Origin of the sequence: Pseudomonas entomophila, assembly GCF_018417595.1 — a bacterium.
GTDB lineage: Bacteria > Pseudomonadota > Gammaproteobacteria > Pseudomonadales > Pseudomonadaceae > Aquipseudomonas > Aquipseudomonas entomophila_C.
In genome coordinates this window covers 5,287,296-5,310,135 of the sequence record NZ_CP070982.1, presented here as the reverse complement: position 1 = coordinate 5,310,135, position 22,840 = coordinate 5,287,296, and the positions used below count along the sequence as shown (strand labels likewise).

18 protein-coding genes, 2 tRNA genes and 3 pseudogenes are annotated in these 22,840 nt (G+C 63.1%); 18 read left to right on the top strand and 5 right to left on the bottom strand.

The window, feature by feature from the left end; all coding sequences use genetic code 11:
* The 4 genes and pseudogenes from miaA to hflK form a co-directional block, all read left to right on the top strand.
* Entirely contained in the window at window positions 1-972 is a 972-nt protein-coding gene (gene miaA / locus JYG34_RS23325; protein ID WP_213658531.1) for a tRNA (adenosine(37)-N6)-dimethylallyltransferase MiaA, read from the top strand.
* A 93-nt stretch (window positions 973-1,065) separates the two neighbouring features.
* Complete coding sequence (gene hfq / locus JYG34_RS23320) at window positions 1,066-1,326, top strand: RNA chaperone Hfq (RefSeq protein WP_011535948.1); 261 nt, start codon at window positions 1,066-1,068, stop codon at window positions 1,324-1,326.
* Between the two features lie 18 nt (window positions 1,327-1,344).
* A complete protein-coding gene (gene hflX, locus JYG34_RS23315) occupies window positions 1,345-2,646 on the top strand; it encodes a ribosome rescue GTPase HflX (protein WP_213658530.1) in 1,302 nt (433 codons plus the stop codon).
* 96 nt (window positions 2,647-2,742) lie between these two features.
* A pseudogene (hflK, locus tag JYG34_RS23310) lies at window positions 2,743-3,804 on the top strand (FtsH protease activity modulator HflK); the annotation flags it as partial.
* 43 nt (window positions 3,805-3,847) lie between these two features.
* Here hflK and mprA read toward each other — a convergent pair.
* Window positions 3,848-3,928, bottom strand: coding sequence for an MprA protease, GlyGly-CTERM protein-sorting domain-containing form (mprA, locus tag JYG34_RS26755; RefSeq protein ID WP_353620507.1), 81 nt, complete (start codon window positions 3,926-3,928; stop codon window positions 3,848-3,850).
* Here mprA and hflC point away from each other — a divergent pair.
* The 5 genes and pseudogenes from hflC to JYG34_RS26745 all read left to right on the top strand — a co-directional run.
* Window positions 3,921-4,790 (top strand): protease modulator HflC, encoded by an 870-nt coding sequence (gene hflC, locus JYG34_RS23305; protein WP_011535945.1) that lies wholly within the window; start codon window positions 3,921-3,923, stop codon window positions 4,788-4,790. The two genes, mprA and hflC, sit on opposite strands and share 8 nt — an antisense overlap.
* 270 nt (window positions 4,791-5,060) lie before the next feature.
* Window positions 5,061-6,248, top strand: a complete 1,188-nt coding sequence (locus tag JYG34_RS23300) for an ATP phosphoribosyltransferase regulatory subunit (protein ID WP_213658529.1) — start codon at window positions 5,061-5,063, stop codon at window positions 6,246-6,248.
* 56 nt (window positions 6,249-6,304) lie between these two features.
* On the top strand, window positions 6,305-7,597 hold the full coding sequence (locus JYG34_RS23295; RefSeq protein ID WP_011535943.1) for an adenylosuccinate synthase: 1,293 nt from the start codon (window positions 6,305-6,307) through the stop codon (window positions 7,595-7,597).
* Window positions 7,598-7,828: 231 nt separating this feature from the next.
* Window positions 7,829-8,899 (top strand): annotated as a pseudogene (locus JYG34_RS26750) (methyl-accepting chemotaxis protein); the annotation flags it as partial.
* Between the two features lie 390 nt (window positions 8,900-9,289).
* A pseudogene (locus JYG34_RS26745) lies at window positions 9,290-9,805 on the top strand (methyl-accepting chemotaxis protein); the annotation flags it as partial.
* Between the two features lie 63 nt (window positions 9,806-9,868).
* Here JYG34_RS26745 and JYG34_RS23285 read toward each other — a convergent pair.
* The 4 genes from JYG34_RS23285 to JYG34_RS23270 form a co-directional block, all read right to left on the bottom strand.
* Window positions 9,869-11,434 carry an ABC transporter permease gene (locus tag JYG34_RS23285; protein ID WP_213658527.1) on the bottom strand — a complete coding sequence of 522 codons (1,566 nt, stop codon included), beginning with the start codon at window positions 11,432-11,434 and terminating at the stop codon, window positions 9,869-9,871.
* The gene (locus JYG34_RS23280) at window positions 11,434-12,447 is read right to left on the bottom strand and encodes an extracellular solute-binding protein (protein WP_213658526.1); all 1,014 of its coding nucleotides are present in this window, start codon (window positions 12,445-12,447) and stop codon (window positions 11,434-11,436) included. Before JYG34_RS23280 ends, JYG34_RS23285 begins: the two co-directional genes overlap by 1 nt.
* Before the next feature lie 238 nt (window positions 12,448-12,685).
* Window positions 12,686-12,772, bottom strand: a tRNA-Leu gene (locus tag JYG34_RS23275).
* Between the two features lie 87 nt (window positions 12,773-12,859).
* Window positions 12,860-12,946, bottom strand: a tRNA-Leu gene (locus JYG34_RS23270).
* A 19-nt stretch (window positions 12,947-12,965) separates the two neighbouring features.
* Between JYG34_RS23270 and JYG34_RS23265 the strand changes: the two genes are divergently transcribed.
* The 9 genes from JYG34_RS23265 to JYG34_RS23225 all read left to right on the top strand — a co-directional run bounded on the left by JYG34_RS23265 (window position 12,966) and on the right by JYG34_RS23225 (window position 22,840).
* Complete coding sequence (locus JYG34_RS23265; protein ID WP_213658525.1) at window positions 12,966-13,151, top strand: hypothetical protein; 186 nt, start codon at window positions 12,966-12,968, stop codon at window positions 13,149-13,151.
* Window positions 13,152-13,217: 66 nt separating this feature from the next.
* Window positions 13,218-15,791, top strand: a complete 2,574-nt coding sequence (gene rnr, locus JYG34_RS23260) for a ribonuclease R (protein ID WP_213658524.1) — start codon at window positions 13,218-13,220, stop codon at window positions 15,789-15,791.
* A complete protein-coding gene (gene rlmB, locus JYG34_RS23255; protein WP_213658523.1) occupies window positions 15,788-16,531 on the top strand; it encodes a 23S rRNA (guanosine(2251)-2'-O)-methyltransferase RlmB in 744 nt (247 codons plus the stop codon). Before rnr ends, rlmB begins: the two co-directional genes overlap by 4 nt.
* 293 nt (window positions 16,532-16,824) lie before the next feature.
* Window positions 16,825-17,250: a 30S ribosomal protein S6 gene (gene rpsF / locus JYG34_RS23250; RefSeq protein WP_011535936.1), complete on the top strand. Its 426-nt coding sequence runs from the start codon at window positions 16,825-16,827 to the stop codon at window positions 17,248-17,250.
* Window positions 17,251-17,278: 28 nt separating this feature from the next.
* Window positions 17,279-17,509, top strand: a complete 231-nt coding sequence (gene rpsR / locus JYG34_RS23245) for a 30S ribosomal protein S18 (RefSeq protein WP_003249563.1) — start codon at window positions 17,279-17,281, stop codon at window positions 17,507-17,509.
* A 35-nt stretch (window positions 17,510-17,544) separates the two neighbouring features.
* The gene (locus JYG34_RS23240; RefSeq protein ID WP_213658522.1) at window positions 17,545-18,411 is read left to right on the top strand and encodes a hypothetical protein; all 867 of its coding nucleotides are present in this window, start codon (window positions 17,545-17,547) and stop codon (window positions 18,409-18,411) included.
* A gap of 20 nt (window positions 18,412-18,431) precedes the next feature.
* Window positions 18,432-18,878, top strand: coding sequence for a 50S ribosomal protein L9 (rplI, locus tag JYG34_RS23235; RefSeq protein WP_213658521.1), 447 nt, complete (start codon window positions 18,432-18,434; stop codon window positions 18,876-18,878).
* Between the two features lie 113 nt (window positions 18,879-18,991).
* The gene (gene dnaB, locus JYG34_RS23230) at window positions 18,992-20,389 is read left to right on the top strand and encodes a replicative DNA helicase (RefSeq protein ID WP_213658520.1); all 1,398 of its coding nucleotides are present in this window, start codon (window positions 18,992-18,994) and stop codon (window positions 20,387-20,389) included.
* Between the two features lie 153 nt (window positions 20,390-20,542).
* A complete protein-coding gene (locus JYG34_RS23225; protein WP_213658519.1) occupies window positions 20,543-22,840 on the top strand; it encodes a YgiQ family radical SAM protein in 2,298 nt (765 codons plus the stop codon).

The following is a 22,840-nucleotide window of genomic DNA, read 5'->3' as shown; positions in this document are numbered from 1 at the left end:
ATGAGTGGCAAACCCCCGGCGATATTTCTCATGGGGCCGACCGCGGCCGGCAAGACCGACCTGGCCATCGAATTGACCAAGGTGTTGCCGTGCGAACTGATCAGCGTCGATTCGGCGCTGGTCTATCGCGGCATGGACATCGGCACCGCCAAGCCCTCGAAAGAGATCCTGGCCGCCTACCCGCATCGGCTGATCGACATCCTCGATCCGGTCGAGAGCTATTCGGCCAAGCAGTTCTGCACCGACGCCCTCGAAGCCATGGCCGAGATCACCGCGCGCGGCAAGATCCCGCTGCTGGTGGGCGGCACCATGCTTTATTACAAGGCATTGGTCGATGGCCTGGCTGACATGCCGCCGGCCGACGCCGCAGTGCGCGCCGAACTCGAGGCGCAGGCAAGTATGCTGGGCTTGGCCGAACTGCATAGGCAGCTGGCTGAAGTTGACCCGGAATCGGCTGCGCGTATCCACCCGAATGACCCGCAGCGCCTGATTCGCGCGCTTGAGGTATACCGGGTGAGTGGCGAGAGCATGACCGCCCACCGCCAGCGTCAATTCGCGGAAAGTCGCGGCGCAGACGCAGGCGCGAGCGGGCATTTGCCCTATACTGTCGCGAGTTTGGCGATTGCTCCTACAGATCGTCACATTTTGCATCAGCGAATTGCGCTACGATTTTCGCAGATGCTGGAACAGGGCTTCGTCGACGAGGTCCGATCGCTGCGAGCCAGAAGTGACTTGCACGCGGGGCTGCCGTCTATACGAGCAGTGGGTTACCGACAGGTCTGGGACTATCTCGACGGTCAGTTGACTGAGAATGAGATGCAAGAACGCGGTATCATTGCCACCCGCCAGCTGGCCAAGCGGCAGTTCACCTGGTTGCGCGGCTGGGATGGCGTGCACTGGCTGGATAGCCTGGCCTGCGACAATCTGTCCCGCACCTTGAAATACCTTGGGGCCGTCTCCATATTGAGCTGAGTCCCTGCTTATAGCCGTCTATTCTTACGAAAGGCGGCATGAATCATCGAATTTCTTGTTTTTCTACTATTGATCCTTACAGGAGTGCGGCATATGTCAAAAGGGCATTCGCTACAAGACCCTTACTTGAACACCTTGAGAAAAGAAAAAGTCCCGGTTTCGATCTATCTGGTCAACGGGATCAAGCTGCAGGGTCAGATTGAATCTTTCGACCAGTTCGTCGTGCTGCTGAAGAACACCGTCAGCCAGATGGTCTACAAGCACGCCATTTCGACCGTCGTACCTGCCCGTCCGGTTCGTCTGCCAAGCCCGTCCGATGCCGAGCACGGCGACAGCGAGCCAGGCAACGCTTGAAAAAAGTAGGAGCCTGCATTGTTCTTTGAGCGCCACGGTGGTGGTGAGCGAGCGCTGCTCGTTCACTTGGAAGGTCAGAACCCTGAGGCGCGCGAAGACCCGCAGGAGTTTCAGGAGCTGGCGCTGTCGGCCGGCGCCGATATCGTTTCGCTGGTAACAGTGGCGCGGCATCAGCCCACCGCCAAGTTTCTGATCGGCAGCGGCAAGGTCGAGGAGTTGCGCGACCTGGTCAAGTCCGCCGAAGCCGACCTGGTGATTTTCAATCACACCCTCACGCCCAGCCAGGAACGCAACCTCGAACGCGTCTTCGAGTGTCGCGTGCTGGACCGCACCGGGCTGATTCTCGACATCTTCGCCCAGCGGGCGCGCACTCACGAAGGCAAGCTGCAGGTCGAACTGGCCCAGCTCGAGCACATGAGCACGCGGCTGGTGCGCGGCTGGACCCACCTTGAACGCCAGAAGGGTGGTATCGGCCTGCGCGGCCCGGGTGAAACCCAGCTCGAAACCGACCGCCGCCTGCTGCGGGTGCGCCTGCGCCAGATCAAGGCACGCCTTGAGAAGGTACGCAGCCAGCGTGAACAGGCCCGTCGCGGGCGCAAGCGCGCGGACATCCCGTCGGTGTCGCTGGTGGGCTACACCAACGCCGGCAAATCGACCCTGTTCAATGCCCTGACCCAGTCCGAGGTCTATGCCGCGGACCAGTTGTTCGCCACCCTCGACCCCACCCTGCGCCGGCTTGAGCTGGCCGACCTGGGGCCGATCGTGCTGGCCGACACCGTGGGCTTCATCCGCCACCTGCCGCACAAGCTGGTCGAGGCATTTCGGGCTACGCTCGAAGAGTCGAGCAACTCCGACCTGCTGCTGCATGTGATCGATGCCCATGAGCCTGATCGTATGGAGCAGATCGAGCAGGTACTGGCGGTGCTGGGCGAGATCGGGGCCGAGAGCTTGCCGATCCTCGAGGTCTATAACAAACTCGACCTGCTTGAAGATGTCGAGCCGCAGATCCAGCGCGATGCCGATGGCAAGCCGCAGCGAGTCTGGGTATCGGCACGTGATGGACGTGGCCTGGAGTTGGTTGGCCAGGCGATTGCCGAGTTGCTGGGGGACGACCTGTATGTCGGAACCCTGTGCCTGGAGCAACGATTTGCCCGCCTGCGCGCGCAATTCTTTGCCTTGGGCGCTGTGCAGAGTGAAGAGCATGATGAAGAAGGGCGCAGCCTGCTGAGCGTGCGACTGCCCAGGATCGAGTTGAATCGCCTGGTCAGCCGCGAAGGCATGGAGCCGCAAGTGTTTGTCGAGCAACACACTTTGCAATAAATGCCCGTCGAGGTCGGCGGGCAGCGGTGACAGGCATTCTGTAGCATTGGACGGCGCGCCGTGGGCGCGTCTTTGCTTTATCAGATGGAGAGCGCTATGGCTTGGAACGAGCCGGGTGGCAACTCGAACAATCAGGATCCCTGGGGCGGTCGCCGTAATGGCGGCGGCGGTGGTGGCGACAAGAAAGGTCCACCGGATCTCGACGAGGCCTTCCGCAAGCTGCAGGACAGCCTGAACGGCATGTTCGGCAGTGGCAAGAAACGCAGCGGCGGTGACCGCAATATCGGCAAGGGTGGCGGCTTCGGCCTGCTGGGCGTTGGCCTGGCGGTGCTGGCGGCGATCTGGCTGTACAGCGCCGTGTACGTGGTGGACGAGCAGGAGCAGGCCGTGGTGCTGCGCTTCGGCAAGTACTACGAGACCGTCGGCCCCGGCCTGAATATCTATTTCCCGCCGATCGACCGCAAGTACATGGAAAACGTGACCCGCGAGCGGGCCTACACCAAGCAGGGGCAGATGCTCACCGAGGACGAGAACATCGTCGAGGTGCCGCTGACCGTGCAATACCGCATCAGCAATCTGCAGGACTTCGTGCTCAACGTCGACCAGCCGGAAGTCAGTCTGCAGCATGCCACCGACAGCGCCCTGCGCCACGTGGTGGGCTCCACTTCGATGGACCAGGTGCTGACCGAAGGTCGCGAGCAGATGGCCGTGGACATCCGCGAGCGTCTGCAGCGCTTCCTCGACACGTACCGCACCGGTATCACCGTCACCCAGGTCAACGTACAGAGCGCGGCAGCCCCGCGTGAAGTGCAGGAAGCCTTCGACGACGTGATCCGCGCCCGTGAAGACGAGCAGCGTGCCCGCAACCAGGCCGAATCCTACGCCAATGGCGTGGTGCCCGAGGCCCGTGGTCAGGCCCAGCGCATCATCGAGGACGCCAACGGCTACCGCGACGAAGTCATCGCCCGTGCCAAGGGTGAGGCTGACCGCTTCACCAAACTGGTCGCCGAATACCGCAAGGCACCCGAGGTCACTCGCCAGCGCCTCTACCTGGAAACCATGCAGGAGGTCTACAGCAACTCCAGCAAGGTCCTGGTAACCGCCAAGGACGGGCAGAACAATCTGCTCTACTTGCCACTGGACAAGATGGTCGAAGGCAGCCGCAGCAGTGCAGCGCCGGTCAGCAGTGTATCGCCGTCGGTCAACGACGCCGCCGCGCGTAGCGCGCAAGACCTGCAACAACAACCGCCGCTGCGTTCCAGGGAGAGCCGCTGATGAGCAATAAATCGCTGTTCGCCCTGATCGGCGCCGTGGTACTTGGGGTTGTCGCCTGGAACTGCTTCTATATCGTCTCGCAAACCGAACGCGCGGTATTGCTGCAGTTCGGTCGCGTGGTCAAGGCTGACGTCCAACCTGGCCTGCACGTGAAGGTCCCGTACGTGAACCAGGTGCGCAAGTTCGACGCCCGCCTGATGACCCTCGATGCCCCGACCCAGCGTTTCCTGACGCTGGAGAAGAAAGCAGTGATGGTCGACGCCTACGCCAAGTGGCGGGTCAAGGACGCCGAGCGCTTCTATACCGCCACCTCGGGCATGAAGCAGATCGCTGACGAGCGTCTGTCGCGTCGTCTGGAAAGCGGCCTGCGTGACCAGTTCGGTAAGCGCACCCTGCACGAAGTGGTTTCCGGTGAGCGTGACGCGCTGATGAGCGACATCACTGCTTCGCTGAACCGCATGGCCAGCAAGGAGCTGGGTATCGAAGTGGTCGACGTTCGCGTCAAGGCCATCGACCTGCCCAAGGAAGTCAACCGCAGCGTGTTCGACCGTATGAGCACCGAGCGTGAACGTGAGGCCCGCGAGCACCGCGCCAAGGGTAACGAGCTGGCCGAAGGTATTCGTGCCGACGCTGATCGTCAGCGCCGTGTGCTGCTGGCCGAGGCATATCGTGAGGCGGAAGAGACCCGCGGTGATGGCGATGCCCAGTCGGCTGCCATCTATGCTAAAGCCTATACGCAGGACGCTGATTTCTACGCGTTCTACCGTAGCCTGCAGGCGTACCGCGAAAGCTTCTCCAGCAAGAGCGACGTGCTGGTCCTGGATGCGAAGAACGAGTTCTTCCGCTACCTGGACAAGAGCAAGCCCTGACGCGATGAGTGCCCCCGCCCGGCTGCTAAAATGCCAGGCGGGGTGCATCCCGAGCGAAAAGGGGTGTATGATGAGTCAGCCGGGAAATTCCCGGCTTTTTTGCGTCTGTAAGGTTCATTGGCCCGAGAGCGGCCCCGGCGCAAGGTATTCGAGGATGTTGGTAACGGTGGCTGCGCTGGGCTCGGTCCTGCCCGCTGCTGTCCGCCAGGATCCGTTTCACTCAAGGCTCGCCGCCAGGCAGGCCGCCCGGACCAAAGGGGAAATGGCGTAATGGCAACGGTAGACCGCTGGCTTTTGCCAGATGGCATCGAGGAAGTACTGCCACCTGAGGCTGCGCGCATCGAGATCGCGCGTCGGCAGGTGTTGGACCTGTTCCAGAGCTGGGGATACGAGCTGGTTGTCACACCCCATATCGAGTACCTGGAGTCGCTGCTCACCGGCGCCGGCCAGGACCTGGACCAGCGCACCTTCAAGGTCGTCGACCCACAATCCGGGCGTCTGATGGGCTTCCGTGCCGACTTCACCCCGCAGGTGGCGCGCATCGATGCCCACACCCTGCGCCGTGAAGGCCCTAGCCGCCTGTGCTATGCCGGTAGCGTGCTGCACGCGCAACCGCGTGCCCTGTCCACCTCGCGCAGCCCGATCCAACTGGGCGCCGAGCTGTACGGCGATGCCAGCCCCACCAGCGATGTCGAAGTCATCAGCCTGATGCTCGCCACGCTGCAACTGACCGATGTGCCGGATGTGCACATGGACCTCGGCCATGTCGGTATCTACCGCGGCCTGGCCCGTGCCGCTGGCCTGTCCGGTGCGGTTGAGCAACAGTTGTTCGACGCCCTGCAGCGCAAGGCGGTCGACGAAGTGCAGGCACTGACCGCCGACCTGCCGAAAGACCTGGGCAACATGCTGCGTGCGCTGTGCGAGCTGTGCGGTGGCCGTGAAGTGCTGGCCGAGGCCCGCGTGCGCCTGGGCCGTGCCCCGGCCAGCGTGCTGGCGGCGCTGGACGACCTGCTGGCGATCGCCGATCGCCTGGCGTCGCGCTACCCGGACCTGCCACTGTACTTCGACCTCGGCGAGCTGCGCGGCTACCACTATCACACCGGCGTGGTGTTCGCCGTGTTCGTGCCGGGCGAGGGGCAATCGATCGCCCAGGGTGGCCGCTACGACGACATCGGCGCTGATTTTGGCCGGGCGCGCCCGGCCACCGGTTTCTCCACGGATTTGAAGACCCTGGTCACACTGGGGCGAGCGGAGGTCGTATTGCCTGCTGGCGGCATCTGGATGCCCGACAGCAGCGATGCGGCCCTCTGGCAGCAGGTCTGCCAGTTGCGCAACGAGGGCCAGCGTGTGGTCCAGGCCCTGCCTGGCCAACCGCTGAGTGCTGCTCTCGAGGCGGATTGTGATCGGCAATTGATTCAGCAAGACGGGCGCTGGCAGGTTCTGCCGCTGACCCATTGAGATTCTTCGCCGGCAGTGGGCCGGCAACCAAGTTTGCGTGAATGAGGACAAGTGTTATGGGTAAGAATGTCGTCGTCCTGGGCACCCAGTGGGGTGATGAGGGCAAAGGCAAGATCGTCGATCTGCTGACCGAACATGCTGCCGCCGTAGTGCGCTACCAGGGTGGCCACAACGCGGGCCACACCCTGGTGATCAACGGTGAGAAGACCGTTCTGCACCTGATTCCCTCGGGCATCCTGCGTGAAGGCGTGCAGTGCCTGATCGGCAATGGTGTGGTCGTTGCGCCGGACGCCTTGATGCGTGAAATCACCAAGCTGGAAGAGAAGGGCGTGCCGGTGCGCGAGCGCCTGCGCATCAGCCCGGCTGCCCCGCTGATCCTGTCGTACCACGTGGCCCTCGACCAGGCCCGTGAGAAAGCCCGTGGCGAAGCCAAGATCGGCACCACCGGCCGCGGCATCGGCCCAGCCTACGAAGACAAGGTTGCGCGTCGCGGCCTGCGCGTCGGCGACCTGTTCCACCGCGAGCGTTTCGCCGCCAAGCTCGGTGAGCTGCTGGACTACCACAACTTCCAGCTGGTGAACTACTACAAAGAGCCGGCCATCGACTTCCAGCAAACCCTGGACGAGTGCATGGCCTATGCCGAGCAGCTCAAGCCGATGATGCTCGACGTCACCGCCGAACTGCACAACCTGCGCCGCGCCGGCAAGGACATCATGTTCGAAGGTGCCCAGGGCTCGCTGCTGGACATCGACCACGGTACCTACCCGTACGTCACCAGCTCGAACACCACCGCTGGCGGCATTTCCACCGGTTCCGGCGTTGGCCCGATGTACCTCGACTACATCCTGGGTATCACCAAGGCCTACACCACTCGCGTCGGTTCCGGTCCGTTCCCGACCGAACTGTTCGACGAGACCGGCGCCACCCTGGCCAAGCGCGGCCACGAGTTCGGTTCGACCACCGGCCGTGCCCGCCGTTGCGGCTGGTTCGACGCCGTGATCCTGCGTCGCGCCATCGACGTCAACAGCATCTCGGGTATCTGCCTGACCAAGCTGGACGTACTGGACGGCCTGGAAACCATCAACATCTGCGTGGGCTACAAGAACGAGAACGGCGCCGTTATCGACGCGCCTTCCGATGCCGACAGCTACATCGGCCTGGAGCCGGTATACGAGCAGATGCCAGGCTGGAGCGAATCGACCCTGGGCGTGAAAACCCTGGAAGAGCTGCCAGAAGCCGCGCGCGCTTACATCAAGCGCATCGAGGAACTGGTTGGCGCGCCGATCGACATCATCTCGACCGGCCCGGACCGCAACGAGACCATCGTGCTGCGTCATCCGTTCGCCTGATCGGCCGCTTCGGTAGCTGATTGAACGCCGCGCTCCCGCAAGGGGCGCGGCGTTTTTCTTTTCTGTGCCATACCTGTATCGGTCCTTTCGCGGGCAAGCCCGCTCCCACAGAGGCAGCGCTAAACCTGTGGGAGCGGGCTTGCCCGCGGAAGGGTCGGTATTGACGCCACTGATCCTGGCATTTTTACCTGCTGCCTTCGGCACAACCCTTGCTGTAAGAAATTTCTGAAGATGCCATCAAAGCAATGGCGCCAGAAACACGAGGGTTACAACGTGTCTGCCATCCTTTCACTGTTACGAAGCCGCCTCTTGCGGCCTGTGTTTGTTGCGCTTGGTATCGCTCTTCTGGTGCAGGTGCTGGTTGCCGTTGCACTGACGCGGAGCACGGTGACGGCCCTGGAGGCCGATCTGGGGGAGCGGCTGGGCAATGACAGTCGCAAACTGGCCACGGAGCTTGAGCAAGCCGGGCAAGATGTGCGCACCGGGCTCGACAGCCTGTCGGCCAGCACCCGTCAGCGTTTGAGCGCCGGTCTTTCCGAGCGGTTGCAGAGCGAGCAGCAGCAACTGCGCGCGACCCTGGAGAAGAACCTGAAGGATTCGGCCAACGACATGGCCGAGTTGCTCGCCTCCGTGGCGCCGCGTGCCATCTGGGACAACGATGTGCCGACGCTCTCGGACTTCGCCCGGCGCGCCCAGCGCAACCCCAACGTACTGTTCGTGATCTACGACGATGCGCAGGGCCAGCACCTGACCCGCTACCTCAACCGGCAGAACCCGATCAACCAGGCACTGATGGACAAGGGCCAGGGCGAGCGGGCGCTGGACAAGGTGCTGGACGCGGCGCGCAAGGACCCTTCGGTGTACTTCGTCGAAGCCTCGATCAGCCCCAACGGTGCCGAGATCGGCAAGGTGCTGATGGGTGTTTCCACGGCCGGTGTCGACCAGGAACTGAAGGCCCTCGACCAGCGTTTCGCGGCACTGATCGCCAGTGGTGAACAGCTGGTCGGCGACAGCCTGGTGGCCGCCGCCGCCGACAGCGGCAAAGCGTTGCGGGCACGCCTGGAAACCGCGCAGAACAGCGCCACGGCCATGCAGGCCAACACCGCGCAGACCGTGCGTGATGCGGCCGGCGAGCTGCGCTGGCGCATCGGCCTGGGCTTGGTACTGGTCGGGCTGGGTGTGCTGCTGGTGGTGGCGGTGGTGCTGGGCCATCGGGTGGTGAACAAGTTGCGGCTGCTGATCGCCGCGCTGAATGACCTGGCCGCCGGGGAGGGCGACCTGACCAAGCGCGTCAAGCTGGACAGCCGTGACGAGATCGGTGACATGGCCTCTGCGGTGAACCGTTTCGTCGACAAACTGCAGCCTATAGTCCGTGAGGCCGGTGAAGTGGCGCAGCGCACTGGCGTGGAGATCGGCAGTATGGCTCAGCGCAATGCCGGCGCCGATGCTGCTGCGGCCTTGCAGCGTGATGAGGTGGCCGCCAGCCTGCGCGACCTGTCGAGCATGGCGGACGAAGCGCAGGCCGAGAGCCATGCGATGCAGGCCGCGCTGCAGCAGGTGGTGGACATTCGTCAGGCCACCGATGAGAACAGCCGCGCCTCCACTCAGCTGGCGCGATTGATCGAGAACCTGGCGGGTGAGGTGGAAACCGGCTCGCAAGTGATCGAGCGGTTGGCCAAGCAGAGCGAGCAGATCGAAGTCGTGCTGACGGTGATCCACGGTATTGCCGAGCAGACCAACCTGCTGGCGCTCAACGCCGCCATCGAGGCGGCGCGCGCGGGTGAGACCGGGCGTGGATTCGCCGTGGTGGCCGATGAGGTGCGGGCGCTGGCGAGCAAGACCCAGAGTTCCACCGGCGATATCCAGTCGCACATCGTCGCGTTGCAGCAGGGCGCGAAGGAGGCCGTGGCCACCATCAGCCAGGCCGGGCGCCAGGCCAGTGAAGGCTTGCTGGTGCTGCGTGACAACGAGCGGCGCCAGCAATCGGTGCAGGCGGCGGTGGAGCAGGTGCATGCGGCGATCGGCCTGGCCACCCGTGCGGCCGAGCAACAGGCCAGTGGCGCGCAGGCGGTGCGTGGGCGGGTGGAGACCATCCATGCCCAGGCCGAGCGTTCAGCCGAGGTGGTGATGCAGACGACGGCCAGCAGCAAGGTGCTGGATGACCTGGCGGCGCAGTTGCGGGCCAGCCTGGGGCAGTTCCGGGCCTGAGGGTGGGATGCGGTTACCTGTAGGAGCGGCACAAGGCCGCTCCTACCGTGCGGTGTCGCCTGGTCAAGCCTTGTTCAGGTACATTCGCGTGGTCAGCAGGTATACCGGCAACCCCGACACCACGATCAGTAGCGCCGCATAAGGCGCCGCCGCCGCGAATTCGACATTGGCGGTGTGCGCCCACACCTCGGTGGCCAGGGTGGTCATGCCGGTTGGGCTGAGCAGCAGGGTGGCGGTCAGCTCCTTCATCGCATCCAGGAACACCAGGGCAAAGGCCGCCGCCATCGCCGGGAAGATGATGGGCAAGGTCACCCGACAGAACGCCGCGAAGCTGCTGGCGCCCAGGGTGCGCGCAGCTTCCTCCAAGGTCGGCGAGGCCTTGTTCAGCGCGGTACGCACCGGCGACTGCGCCAACGGCAGGAACAACAGGGCATAGGCCAGGATCAGCAGCGCGGTGGTCTGGTACAGCGCCGGCACATAGTGCAGTGCGAAGAACACCAGCGTCAGCGCGATCACCAGGCCGGGCAGGGCATGCAGCAGGTATGGCAGGCGTTCGGCCCAGATCGCCAGGCGACCTTTGTAGCGCACCACCAGGAAGCTGATCGGCAAGGCCAGCAGCACGCAGAATCCGGCGCCGCCCAGCGACACCGACAGCGAGGTCAGCAACGCTTTGCTGATCGCCGCCACCGGGAAGGCCGCCGACGAACCCACGCTCAGCCAGTAGCCCAGCATGGCCAGTGGAATGCCGCTGCCCAGTACTGCCAGCGCCAGGCAGAACAGCTGCCCGAGTGGCATCCAGGCACGCAGGCGTACTGGCTGCGCACGACGCGCCACGCCTTGGCCAATACGCACATGCCGTGCCTTGCCGCGTACTCGCAACTCCAGCCACAGCATCACCAGGCAAAGCGCCAGCAGCACCGCGGAGAGCATGGCTGCGTTGGCGTTGCTGAACTCCAGCTCGAACTGCTGGTAGATCGCCGTGGTGAATGTCTGCAGCCCAAGGATCGACAAGGCGCCGAACTCCACCAGCATGTGCAGGGCGATCAACAGCGCGCCGCCGAGCATCGACGGCCACAGTAGCGGCAAGGTGATCTTGTGGAACACGCCCCAGCGGGTGCAGCCCAGGGTGCGCGCCGACTCTTCGAGCGAAGTGTCGAGGTTGCGCAGGGTGGCGGCCACCGGGAGGAATACCAACGGGTACTTCGACAGCGCCATGACCAGGATTGCCCCGCCCAACCCTTCGAAATCCGAGCTCAGCGACACCCAGGTGAAGCTGCTGATGAACGATGGCACGGCGAACGGCAGGCATAGCACCACGCCCCACAGCCGGCGCCCTGGCAGGTCGCTGCGCTCCAGCAGCCAGGCCAGGGCCACGCCCGCCAGCAGGCACAGCACGGTGACGCCGACCATCAGCAGCAAGGTGTTGCGCAGCAGCCCCCAGACGAAGGGGCGCCAGAGTAGGCGCAGGGCTTCGTGCCAGCCCGCTTCCCAGGCTTTGAGCCCGACGTACAGCAGCGGCAACAAGCTCATCGCCACCAGGAACAGCACGGGCAGTACCACCCAGATGGACGGGCGCCTGCGTTTCGGGACAAAGCGCGACAAGGTGGGCGAGGGCAGGGCGGCGGTCATCAGAGCAGGCCAACCTCACGTTCGAGCTCGATGGCTTCCTCGGCATTGCCCAGGTCGGCCGGCGAGATCTTCGGCGGGCGCAGATCCTCGAACGGCTTCAGGCCGCGATCCGAGACCATGCCCTTGTGCAGCGGATACTCGGCGGTGGTCTGAGTGATCACGCGCTGGCCTTCTTCGCTGGCCATCCAGTTGAGCAGGGCCTGGGCTTCTTTCGGGTGCTTGCTGGCCTTGACCACGGCGGCGCCGGAGATGGTCACCAGGTTGCCGGCATCGCCGTCGGCCAGGTAGTACAGCTTGGAGTCGAGCTTGCCGCGCTCGCGTTCCAGGGCATACCAGTAGTAGTTGTTGACCAGCACGGCGGCCACTTCGCCCTTTTCCACGGCCTTCAGCGCGACCATGTTGTTGGTGTAGGCCTTGCCGAAGGCTTTCAGGCCCGTCAGCCATTCTTCGGTGGCCTCGCGCCCGTGCATCTTGAGGATGGCCACGGCCTGTTCCTGGAAGGCGCCGCTGGTGGGGACGTAGCCGACGCGCCCTTCCCATTCAGGATTGGCGAAGTCCATGACGGTCGTCGGCAGGTCTTTCTCTTCGATCTTCTTCGGGTTGAACACCACGATGCGGGTGCGCGCGGTGATGCCCATCCAGGTGCCGTTGGCGCCCACGTACTCCTTGGGCATCATGTTTGCGGTGGCATCGTCGATCTTCGCCAGCAGGCCCAGTTCACCCAGGTTGTTCAGGGGGGGGGACTCTTCGGTGTAGATGATATCGGCCGGCGAGCGCTCGCCTTCCTCGATGATCTGGCTGGCCAGCTGGTTGCTGCTGCCCTTGCGAATATTGATATGGATACCGGTCTTGGCCTCGTAGGCCTTGGCGATGGCGTCGCCGATTTCCTTGTGCTGGCCGTTGTACATCGTCAACGTGACAGGTTCGTCTGCCAGGGCGGCCGGGGCGCCAATCACCAGGCTCAGGAGTGCAGCGGCCAGGGTGCGCATCAGCGGTTGCGGGCGGATCGTCATGCGGGTACTTCCTCGCTTACGGCTACATATTTGGAAACAATGGTAAACGAAATTGTTTCTCAAATGGGCGCGTTACGGGAAATTCATGAGCGTTCGCTTGACGCTGTCTGGCCTGCGAGATCGAGCGGCGCCCGCGCGGCGCTCGATCTTGAATACGCACGAGAATCATCGGCGGGCGAGGGGGTGATAAAAATCGCAGGCAAGAAAAAACCCACTAGCAAGCTAGTGGGTTTTTGTATGGTGCCCAGGAGAAGACTCGAACTTCCACGACCGTTAAGTCACTGATACCTGAAACCAGCGCGTCTACCAATTCCGCCACCTGGGCAAAGCTTTGAATCATCTGCTGAAGGCGATCAACGTTCGCTTTCACACAGTAGTAACAGATCCTTGGTCATCTATTACTTGAAAATCTTGGTGCCCAGGAGAAGACTCGAACTTCCACGACCGTTAAGTCACTGATACCTGAAACCAGCGCGTCTACCAATTCCGCCACCTGGGCACACATTCGAGATTACAAGATGCTTTACAGCGCCGTTCATCTCTACTACAACTTCGGGGTTGTCCGTCGTTGTGGTGCGCACTATACGGACGCTCCTGATGGCTGTAAAGCCCCCGAACGAAAAAAATTTCAAAAAATTCAACTTGTTGATTCCGTGGGCCTATTGCCGCGCGATGGACGTGCTGCCGGGGCTGTCCAAGGCTGACATTTCCGGTTTCAATACGCCTATGCCAGAATTCATATCTATATACCCCAAGGTGAACCCCTTCTGATGGCCGATTGGCAATCCCTCGATCCCGAGGCCGCTCGCGAAGCGGAAAAATACGACAACCCTATCCCCAGCCGTGAGCTGATCCTGCAGCGCCTCGCCGACCGTGGCGAACCGGCCGCACGCGAACAGCTGGCTGAAGAGTTCGGTCTTTATGAAGAAGACCAGATCGAAGCCCTGCGCCGCCGCCTGCGTGCCATGGAGCGCGATGGCCAGCTTATCTATACCCGGCGCGGCACCTATGCCCCGGTAGACAAGCTCGACCTGATCTGCGGCCGCGTGTCCGGCCACCGTGACGGCTTCGGCTTCCTGATTCCCGACGACGGCAGTGAAGACCTGTTCCTCAGCCCGGCACAGATGCGCCTGGTGTTCGACGGTGACCGCGGCCTGGCCCGGGTGTCCGGCGTCGATCGCCGCGGCCGCCGCGAAGGCGTGCTGGTCGAAATCATCTCCCGTGCCCACGAAAGCGTGGTCGGCCGCTACTTCGAAGAGGGCGGCATCGGCTATGTGACCCCGGACAATCCGAAGATCCAGCAGGAAGTGCTGGTGACTGCCGGTCGCAATGGCGGCGCCAAGATCGGCCAGTTCGTGTCGATCAAGATCACCCATTGGCCGACCCCACGCTTCCAGCCCCAGGGCGACGTGGTCGAGGTCATCGGCAACTACATGGCGCCGGGCATGGAAATCGACATCGCCCTGCGCAGCTATGACATCCCGCATGTCTGGCCGCAGGAGGTGATCAAGGAAGCGCGCAAGTTCCGCTCCGAAGTCGAGGAGAAGGACAAAGAGAAGCGCATCGACCTGCGCCACCTGCCCTTCGTCACCATCGACGGCGAGGACGCCCGCGACTTCGACGACGCGGTCTACTGCGAACCCCTGGGCAAGCTGCGCCTGTTCTCCGGCGGCTGGCGCCTGTACGTGGCGATCGCCGACGTGTCCAGCTACGTGCGCCTGGGCTCGGCCCTGGACGTCGAGGCCCAGCAGCGCGGCAACTCGGTGTACTTCCCCGAGCGCGTGGTACCCATGCTGCCCGAGGAGCTGTCCAACGGCCTGTGCTCGCTGAACCCGCACGTCGATCGCCTGGCCATGGTCTGCGAGATGACCATGAACAAGGCCGGCCAGATGGTCGACTACCAGTTCTACGAAGGGGTGATCCATTCCCATGCCCGCCTGACCTACAACAAGGTCAGCAGCATGCTCGAGCACGCCCGCACCCGTGAGGGCAAGGCGCTGCGCGAGGAGTACAAGGAGGTCCTGCCGGACCTGAAGAACCTGTACAACCTGTACAAGGTGCTGGTCGATGCCCGTCACACCCGTGGCGCCATCGATTTCGAGACTCAGGAAACCCGCATCATCTTCGGCGAAGACCGCAAGATCGACGAAATTCGCCCGACCGTGCGCAACGACGCCCACAAGCTGATCGAGGAATGCATGCTGGCGGCCAACGTCGCCACCGCCGAGTTCCTGCAGAAGCACAACGTGCCTTCGCTGTACCGCGTGCACGACGGCCCGCCGCCTGAGCGCCTGGAAAAGCTGCGCGCCTTCCTCGGCGAGCTGGGCCTGACCCTGCACAAGGGCAAGGATCCATCGCCCAAGGACTACCAGCAGCTGCTGGCGAGCATCGCCGGTCGCCCGGACTTCCACCTGATCCAGACCGTCATGCTGCGCTCGCTGAGCCAGGCGGTGTACAGCGTCGAGAACAATGGCCACTTCGGCCTGAACTACGAGGCCTACACCCACTTCACCTCGCCGATCCGTCGCTATCCGGACCTGCTGGTGCACCGCGCCATCCGCAGCGTGATTCGCTCGAAGATCGACACGCCGCACGTCAAGCGCGCCGGCGCCATGAGCATCCCCAAGGCGCGCATCTACCCTTACGACGAGAACACCCTCGACCAGATGGGCGAGCAGTGCTCGATGACCGAACGCCGTGCCGACGAGGCCACCCGCGACGTGGTCAACTGGCTCAAGTGCGAGTACATGCGTGATCGTGTGGGCGAGACCTTCCCGGGCGTGATCACCGCGGTGACCGGTTTCGGCCTGTTCATCGAACTGACCGACATCTACGTCGAAGGCCTGGTGCACGTCAGCGCCCTGCCGGGCGACTACTACCATTTCGACCCTGTGCACCACCGCCTGTCCGGCGAGCGCAGCGGGCGCAGCTTCCGCCTGGGCGACACGGTCGAGGTCAAGGTCATGCGCGTCGACCTCGAGCAGCGCAAGATCGATTTCGAAATGTCCGAAGCCGCCGTCAATGCGCCGGTCGGCCGCAAGCCGCGCGCAGCGTCGGCGGAACCAGCGGCACAGGCCGCGCCCGCGACCGAAGCGAAGATCTCGCCCAAGCCGCGCAGCCGCAAGGGCGAAACCGCCGAGGCATACTTCCCGAAAGACGCCGTTCAGCGTAACGCCGAGGTGCGCAAGAGCCGCGAGATGAAAAAGGCCCTGATGAGCGATGCCAAGCACAGTGCCCACGCTGGCGGCAAAGCCGAGAAGGGCGCCAAGGCTTCGGGCAAGACCAAGCATCGCAAGGGGCCGTCGAAGTCCGGCGCGCCACGTAAGGGCAAGAGCAAGTCATGAGTCAGCTGGAAAAGATCTACGGTGTGCATGCCGTGCAGGCACTGCTGCAGCACCATCCCAAGCGCGTGAAGCAGATCTGGCTGTCCGAGGGGCGCAGCGAGCCTCGCATCCAGGCTTTGCTGGCCCTGGCCGCGGAAAACCGCGTCCAGGTCGGGCAGGCCGAGCGCCGTGAGCTCGACGCCTGGGTCGAGGGCGTGCACCAGGGAGTGGTCGCCGAGGTGAGCCCGAGCCAGGTGTGGGGCGAATTGATGCTCGAGGAATTGCTCGAACGCACCGAAACGCCGCCGCTGATCCTGGTGCTCGATGGTGTCACCGATCCGCACAATCTCGGCGCTTGCCTGCGCACTGCCGATGCTGCCGGTGCCACCGCCGTGGTGATCCCCAAGGATAAGTCCGCGAGCCTGACCGCCGTGGTGCGCAAGGTGGCCTGCGGCGCCGCGGAAGTGATTCCGCTGGTGGCCGTGACCAACCTGTCCCGCACCCTGGAAAAGCTCCAGCAGCGTGGCCTTTGGGTGGTAGGTACCGCGGGCGAGGCCGAGCAGGAGATCTACCAGCAGGACCTGACCGGCCCGCTGGTGATGATCATGGGTGCCGAAGGCAAGGGCATGCGTCGCCTGACCCGCGAGCACTGCGACTTCCTGGTCAAGCTGCCGATGGCGGGCAGCGTCAGCAGCCTCAACGTCTCGGTGGCAACCGGGGTGTGCTTGTTCGAGGCCGTGCGCCAGCGCCAGAAAATCTGAGAGCTGGCGTTGACTCGTGTAGGAGCGGCTTTAGCCGCGATTCAGGCATCGCGGTGTCTGGCACCCGCTTTGCGGGTGATCGCGGCTAAAGCCGCTCCTACATGAATGCCCTATGCTTGATTGTTCAAATATTCGCCAATCTCCTTGCTTGTCCCTCCGGCCTTCTCTACAATTGCGCCCCTTGCCGAGCAGGCAGGCGCGCATGTGCCTTCTCGCTAGGGCAAGTCATACAGTGTCATTCACTCCTTGTCTGACCAGGTTGCTGGCAGACTACTAACCCGTAAGGAGCATTCATGCGTCATTACGAAATCATCTTCCTGGTTCACCCGGACCAGAGCGAGCAAGTCGGCGGCATGGTTGAGCGTTACACCAAGCTGATCGAAGAAGACGGTGGCAAGATCCACCGCCTGGAAGACTGGGGCCGTCGTCAACTGGCCTACGCAATCAACAATGTTCACAAGGCTCACTACGTGATGCTGAACGTTGAGTGCACCGGCAAGGCCCTGGCCGAGCTGGAAGACAACTTCCGCTACAACGATGCCGTGATCCGTAACCTGGTCATCCGTCGCGACGAAGCCGTTACCGGCCCGTCCGAGATGCTCAAGGCCGAAGAGAACCGCAGCGAGCGCCGTGAGCGTCGCGAACGTCCTGAGCATGCTGATGGCGCCGAAGGCGACGACAGCAATGACAGCGACAACAGCGATAACGCTGACGAGTAATCCACGGACCTTTTGAGGAGCCAATCACATGGCACGTTTCTTCCGTCGTCGTAAATTCTGCCGCTTCACTGCTGAAGACGTGAAAGAGATCGACTTCAAAGATCTCAACACCCTGAAAGCTTACGTATCCGAAACCGGCAAGATCGTTCCAAGCCGCATCACCGGTACCAAAGCTCGTTATCAGCGTCAGCTGGCCACCGCTATCAAGCGCGCCCGCTTCCTGGCCCTGCTGCCCTACACCGACAGCCACGGCCGCTGAGACCGGGTCGTCGACTTAAGTAGCAAGGGATAAGCATGCGAGCGTTAGCGGGTTTCATCATGCGCGGTCGTGTGCAGGCCACCCTCGTGGTGGTCATCAGCGCGGTACTGCCGCTGCTGTTCTGGTTGAGTGCAGCCGCCGGGAGCCTGGTGTTCCTGCGGCGTGGGTTCAAGGACGCGTCATCGGTCATCGCCTGGGGCCTTTTGCCGGCGCTGGCCATGTGGTTCTTCGGCGAACCGAGCACCTTGCTGGTGCTGTTGGGGACGCTGGGGCTGGCCGCTTTGTTGCGTGCCGGGCATTCCTGGAACCGGGTGCTGCTGTCCAGCATCGTATTAGGCCTGGTCTACGGCCTGATCCTGGACGTGGCGCTGCGCGAGACTTTCGAGGTGCTGGCCAAGGCGCTTGAAAAAGCCCTGCCGCAGTTCGAGGGTAAGCCAGTGTTGCCTGGTGAGCTGATCGGCCCTTTGCTGGTCGCTTCCAGTGCGGTGATGCTGCAGTTGTTCAGCGTGGTGGCTTTGATGCTGGCGCGCTACTGGCAAGCCGAGTTGTACAACCCCGGTGGTTTCGGTCGCGAGTTCCGCGACGTGAGGCTGCCGCCAGTATCGATGCTGGCGCTGGTGTCGCTGATGGTGCTGGGCCCGTTCCTCGGGTCGCAGTTCATCGTGCTGGCATCGGCATCAAGCCTGGTACTGCTGCTCGCTGCCCTCGCCCTGGTTCATGGGCTGGTGGCACAAGGGCGACTGGCCGGTTTCTGGCTGGTGGGGCTGTACGTGACGCTGCCGCTGCTCATGCAGCTGATTTATCCGTTGCTCGTGGTTTTGGCCATTGTCGACAGCCTGTTTGATTTTCGCGGTCGCAAGTCCCCTTCACAGGGTGACGACTCCGCGAACGGTGAAGGTTAAAAGTTAAGAGGTTTTACCAAATGGAACTGATCCTGCTGGAAAAAGTCGCCAACCTGGGCAACCTGGGCGACAAAGTAAACGTTAAGGCCGGTTACGGCCGTAACTACCTGCTGCCGTTCGGCAAGGCCACCGTTGCCAACGCCGCCAACCTGGCCGCGTTCGAAGAGCGCCGCGCCGAGCTGGAAAAAGCAGCAGCCGAGAAGAAAGCTTCGGCTGAAAGCCGCGCTGCCCAACTGGCCGAGCTGGAAGTGACCATCACTGCCACCGCTGGCGACGAAGGCAAGCTGTTCGGTTCGATCGGCACCCACGACATCGCTGACGCCCTGACCGCCTCCGGCGTTGAAGTGGCCAAGGCTGAAGTTCGTCTGCCGAACGGCACCATCCGTCAGGTTGGCGAATACGACGTAGCCGTGCACCTGCACAGCGATGTTGAAGCCACCGTACGCGTGGTTGTCGTAGCTGCCTAAGCTGCGCTGATCGGCTGGCCCCTCGGGGGCCGGGCGGTTAACATCGGGCACGGTCCTGTTCTGAACAGGCCGTGCCCTTTGTCTTTTTCATCTTCCAGAATTTTTTCGTGGCCATGAACGAGATCACCCATCCCGAACAGCTCGACCTGCAAACCGCCGCCCTGAAGGTGCCGCCGCATTCCATCGAGGCCGAACAGGCCGTGCTCGGTGGCCTGATGCTGGACAACAACGCCTGGGAGCGGGTGCTGGACCAGGTGTCGGATGGCGATTTCTACCGGCATGACCACCGCCTGATCTTCCGCGCCATCCACAAGCTGGTGGATGCGAACCAGCCGTTCGATGTGGTGACCCTGCACGAGCAGTTGGACAAGGAAGGCGTGTCCACGCAAGTAGGCGGCCTGGCCTACCTCGCCGAACTGGCCAAGAACACCCCGTCGGTGGCCAACATCAAGGCCTACGCTGCGATCATTCGCGAGCGTGCCACATTGCGCCAACTGATCAGCATCAGTACCGACATCGCCGACAACGCCTTCAACCCGCAGGGGCGCAACGCCGAGGAAATCCTCGACGACGCCGAGCGGCAGATCTTCCAGATCGCCGAGGCGCGGCCGAAGACCGGTGGTCCGGTGGGGGTCAACGAGCTGTTGACCATGGCCATCGACCGCATTGACACACTGTTCAACTCCGACAGCGACATTACCGGTGTTTCCACCGGTTTCACCGACCTGGACGAAAAGACCAGCGGCCTGCAGGCGGCCGACCTGATCATCGTTGCGGGCCGTCCGTCGATGGGCAAGACCACCTTCGCCATGAACCTGGTGGAAAACGCCGTGTTGCGCAGCGACAAGGTGGTGCTGGTGTTCTCCCTCGAGATGCCCGGTGAATCGCTGATCATGCGTATGCTCTCGTCCCTCGGCCGCATCGACCAGACCAAGGTGCGTTCCGGTCAGCTGGACGACGATGACTGGCCGCGCCTGACGTCGGCGGTCAACTTGCTCAATGATCGCAAGCTGTTCATCGACGACACGGCCGGTATCAGCCCTTCGGAGATGCGTGCGCGGACCCGCCGACTGGCCCGTGAGCATGGCGAGATCGCCATGATCATGGTCGACTACTTGCAGTTGATGCAGATCCCGGGTTCGGCCGGTGACAACCGGACCAACGAGATTTCCGAGATCTCCCGCTCGCTCAAGGCGCTGGCGAAGGAGTTCAACTGCCCGGTGATCGCCCTGTCGCAGCTCAACCGCTCCCTGGAGCAGCGCCCCAACAAGCGCCCGGTCAACTCCGACCTGCGTGAATCCGGTGCGATCGAGCAGGACGCCGACGTGATCATGTTCGTGTATCGCGACGAGGTGTATCACCCCGAGACCGAGCACAAGGGCGTGGCCGAAATCATCATTGGCAAGCAGCGTAACGGCCCCATCGGCTTCGTGCGCCTGGCGTTCATCGGCAAGTACACCCGCTTCGAGAACCTCGCGCCGGGCATGTACAACTTCGACGACGACGAATAAGACCTGGCCGGGGACCCTGCAGGCGCGGGCAAGCCCGCCCCTGCAGGGATCTCCATGCTCTCGATGAATCCGACCATCACCGTCGGATTTGGTCAAAATTTGTGCTATATTCCGCGCCCGCGATTTTCCTGCACATTAGAACCGGTCACTGACATGCAAGCAGCCAAACCACTCTACGACTATCCCAAGTACTGGGCCGAATGCTTCGGGCCGGCACCGTTCCTGCCCATGAGCAGGGAGGAGATGGATCAGCTCGGCTGGGATTCCTGCGACATCATCATCGTGACCGGCGACGCCTACGTCGACCATGCCTCGTTCGGCATGGCGATCATCGGCCGCTTGCTGGAGGCCCAGGGCTTCCGTGTGGGCATCATCGCCCAGCCGAACTGGCAGTCGAAAGACGACTTCATGAAGCTCGGCGAGCCGAACCTGTTCTTCGGTGTCGCGGCCGGCAACATGGACTCGATGATCAACCGCTACACCGCGGACAAGAAGATCCGCTCCGACGACGCCTACACCCCCGGCGGCTTGGCCGGCAAACGCCCGGACCGCGCCAGCCTGGTATATAGCCAGCGCTGCAAGGAAGCCTACAAGCACGTGCCGATCGTGCTGGGTGGCATCGAGGCCTCGCTGCGCCGCATCGCCCACTATGACTACTGGCAGGACAAGGTCCGCCACTCGATCCTGGTCGATGCCAGCGCCGACATCCTGCTGTATGGCAACGCCGAGCGTGCGATCGTCGAAGTCGCCCAGCGCCTCTCTCAAGGCGAGAGCATCGAGCACATCACCGACGTGCGCGGCACCGCGTTCATTCGCCGCGACACGCCGCAGGGCTGGTTCGAGATCGACTCCACCCGCATCGACCGCCCAGGCCGGGTCGACAAGATCATCAACCCGTATGTGAATACGCAAGACACCCAGGCCTGTGCCATCGAGCAGGCCAAGGGCGACCAGGAAGACCCGAACGAAGCCAAGGTCGTGCAGATTCTCGACAGCCCGAGCGTCACCCGCGAGAAGTCGGTGATCCGCCTGCCATCGTTCGAGAAAGTACGCAATGACCCGGTGCTCTACGCCCACGCCAACCGTGTGCTGCACCTGGAAACCAACCCGGGCAACGCCCGCGCCCTGGTGCAGAAACATGGCGAAGTGGATGTGTGGTTCAACCCGCCACCCATCCCCATGACCACCGAAGAGATGGACTACGTGTTCGGCATGCCCTATGCGCGGGTCCCGCACCCGGCCTATGGCAAGGAGCGCATCCCGGCCTACGAGATGATCCGCTTCTCGGTGAACATCATGCGTGGCTGCTTCGGTGGCTGCACCTTCTGCTCGATCACCGAGCACGAAGGCCGGATCATCCAGAACCGCTCCCACGACTCGATCATTCGCGAGATCGAGGAGATGCGCGACAAGGTGCCGGGCTTCACCGGCGTGGTCTCCGACCTCGGCGGCCCCACTGCCAACATGTACCGCATCGCCTGCAAGAGCCACGACATCGAGAAGCATTGCCGCAAGCCGTCGTGCGTGTTCCCGGGCATCTGCGAGAACCTCAACACCGACCACAGCTCGTTGATCGAGCTGTATCGCAAGGCCCGAGCACTGCCGGGGGTGAAGAAGATCCTGATCGCCTCGGGCCTGCGCTACGACCTGGCGGTCGAATCGCCGGAGTACGTGCGTGAACTGGTCACCCACCATGTCGGCGGCTACTTGAAGATTGCCCCGGAGCACACCGAGCGTGGCCCGCTGGACAAGATGATGAAGCCGGGCATCGGTACCTACGACCGCTTCAAGCGCATGTTCGAGAAGTTCTCGAAAGAGGCGGGCAAGGAACAGTACCTGATCCCGTACTTCATCGCCGCCCACCCGGGCACCACCGATGAAGACATGATGAACCTGGCCCTGTGGCTCAAGGGCAACGGTTTCCGCGCCGACCAGGTGCAGGCGTTCTACCCGTCGCCGATGGCCTCGGCCACCGCGATGTACCACTCGGGCAAGAACCCGCTGCGCAAGGTCACCTACAAGAGCGAAGGGGTGGAGATCGTCAAGAGCGAGGAGCAGCGCCGGTTGCACAAGGCGTTCCTGCGCTACCACGACCCGAAAGGCTGGCCAATGCTGCGCGAAGCGCTGCAGCGCATGGGCCGCGCCGACCTGATCGGGCCGGGCAAGCACCAGCTGATCCCGCTGCACCAGCCGCAGACCGACAGCTACCAGAGCGCGCGCCGCAAGAACTCGACCCCGGCCGGCAGCCACAAGGTGGGCAAGGACCAGAAGATCCTCACCCAGCACACCGGCCTGCCGCCGCGTGCCAGCGATGGCAGCAAGCCGTGGGACAAGCGCGAGAAGGCCAAGGCCGAGGCGTTCGCCCGCAACCAGCAGGCGGCCAAGGAGCGCAAGGAAGCAGCCAAAGGTGGCAAGGGCAAGAAGCCGCGCCAGCCTGTCATCCCGCGTTGA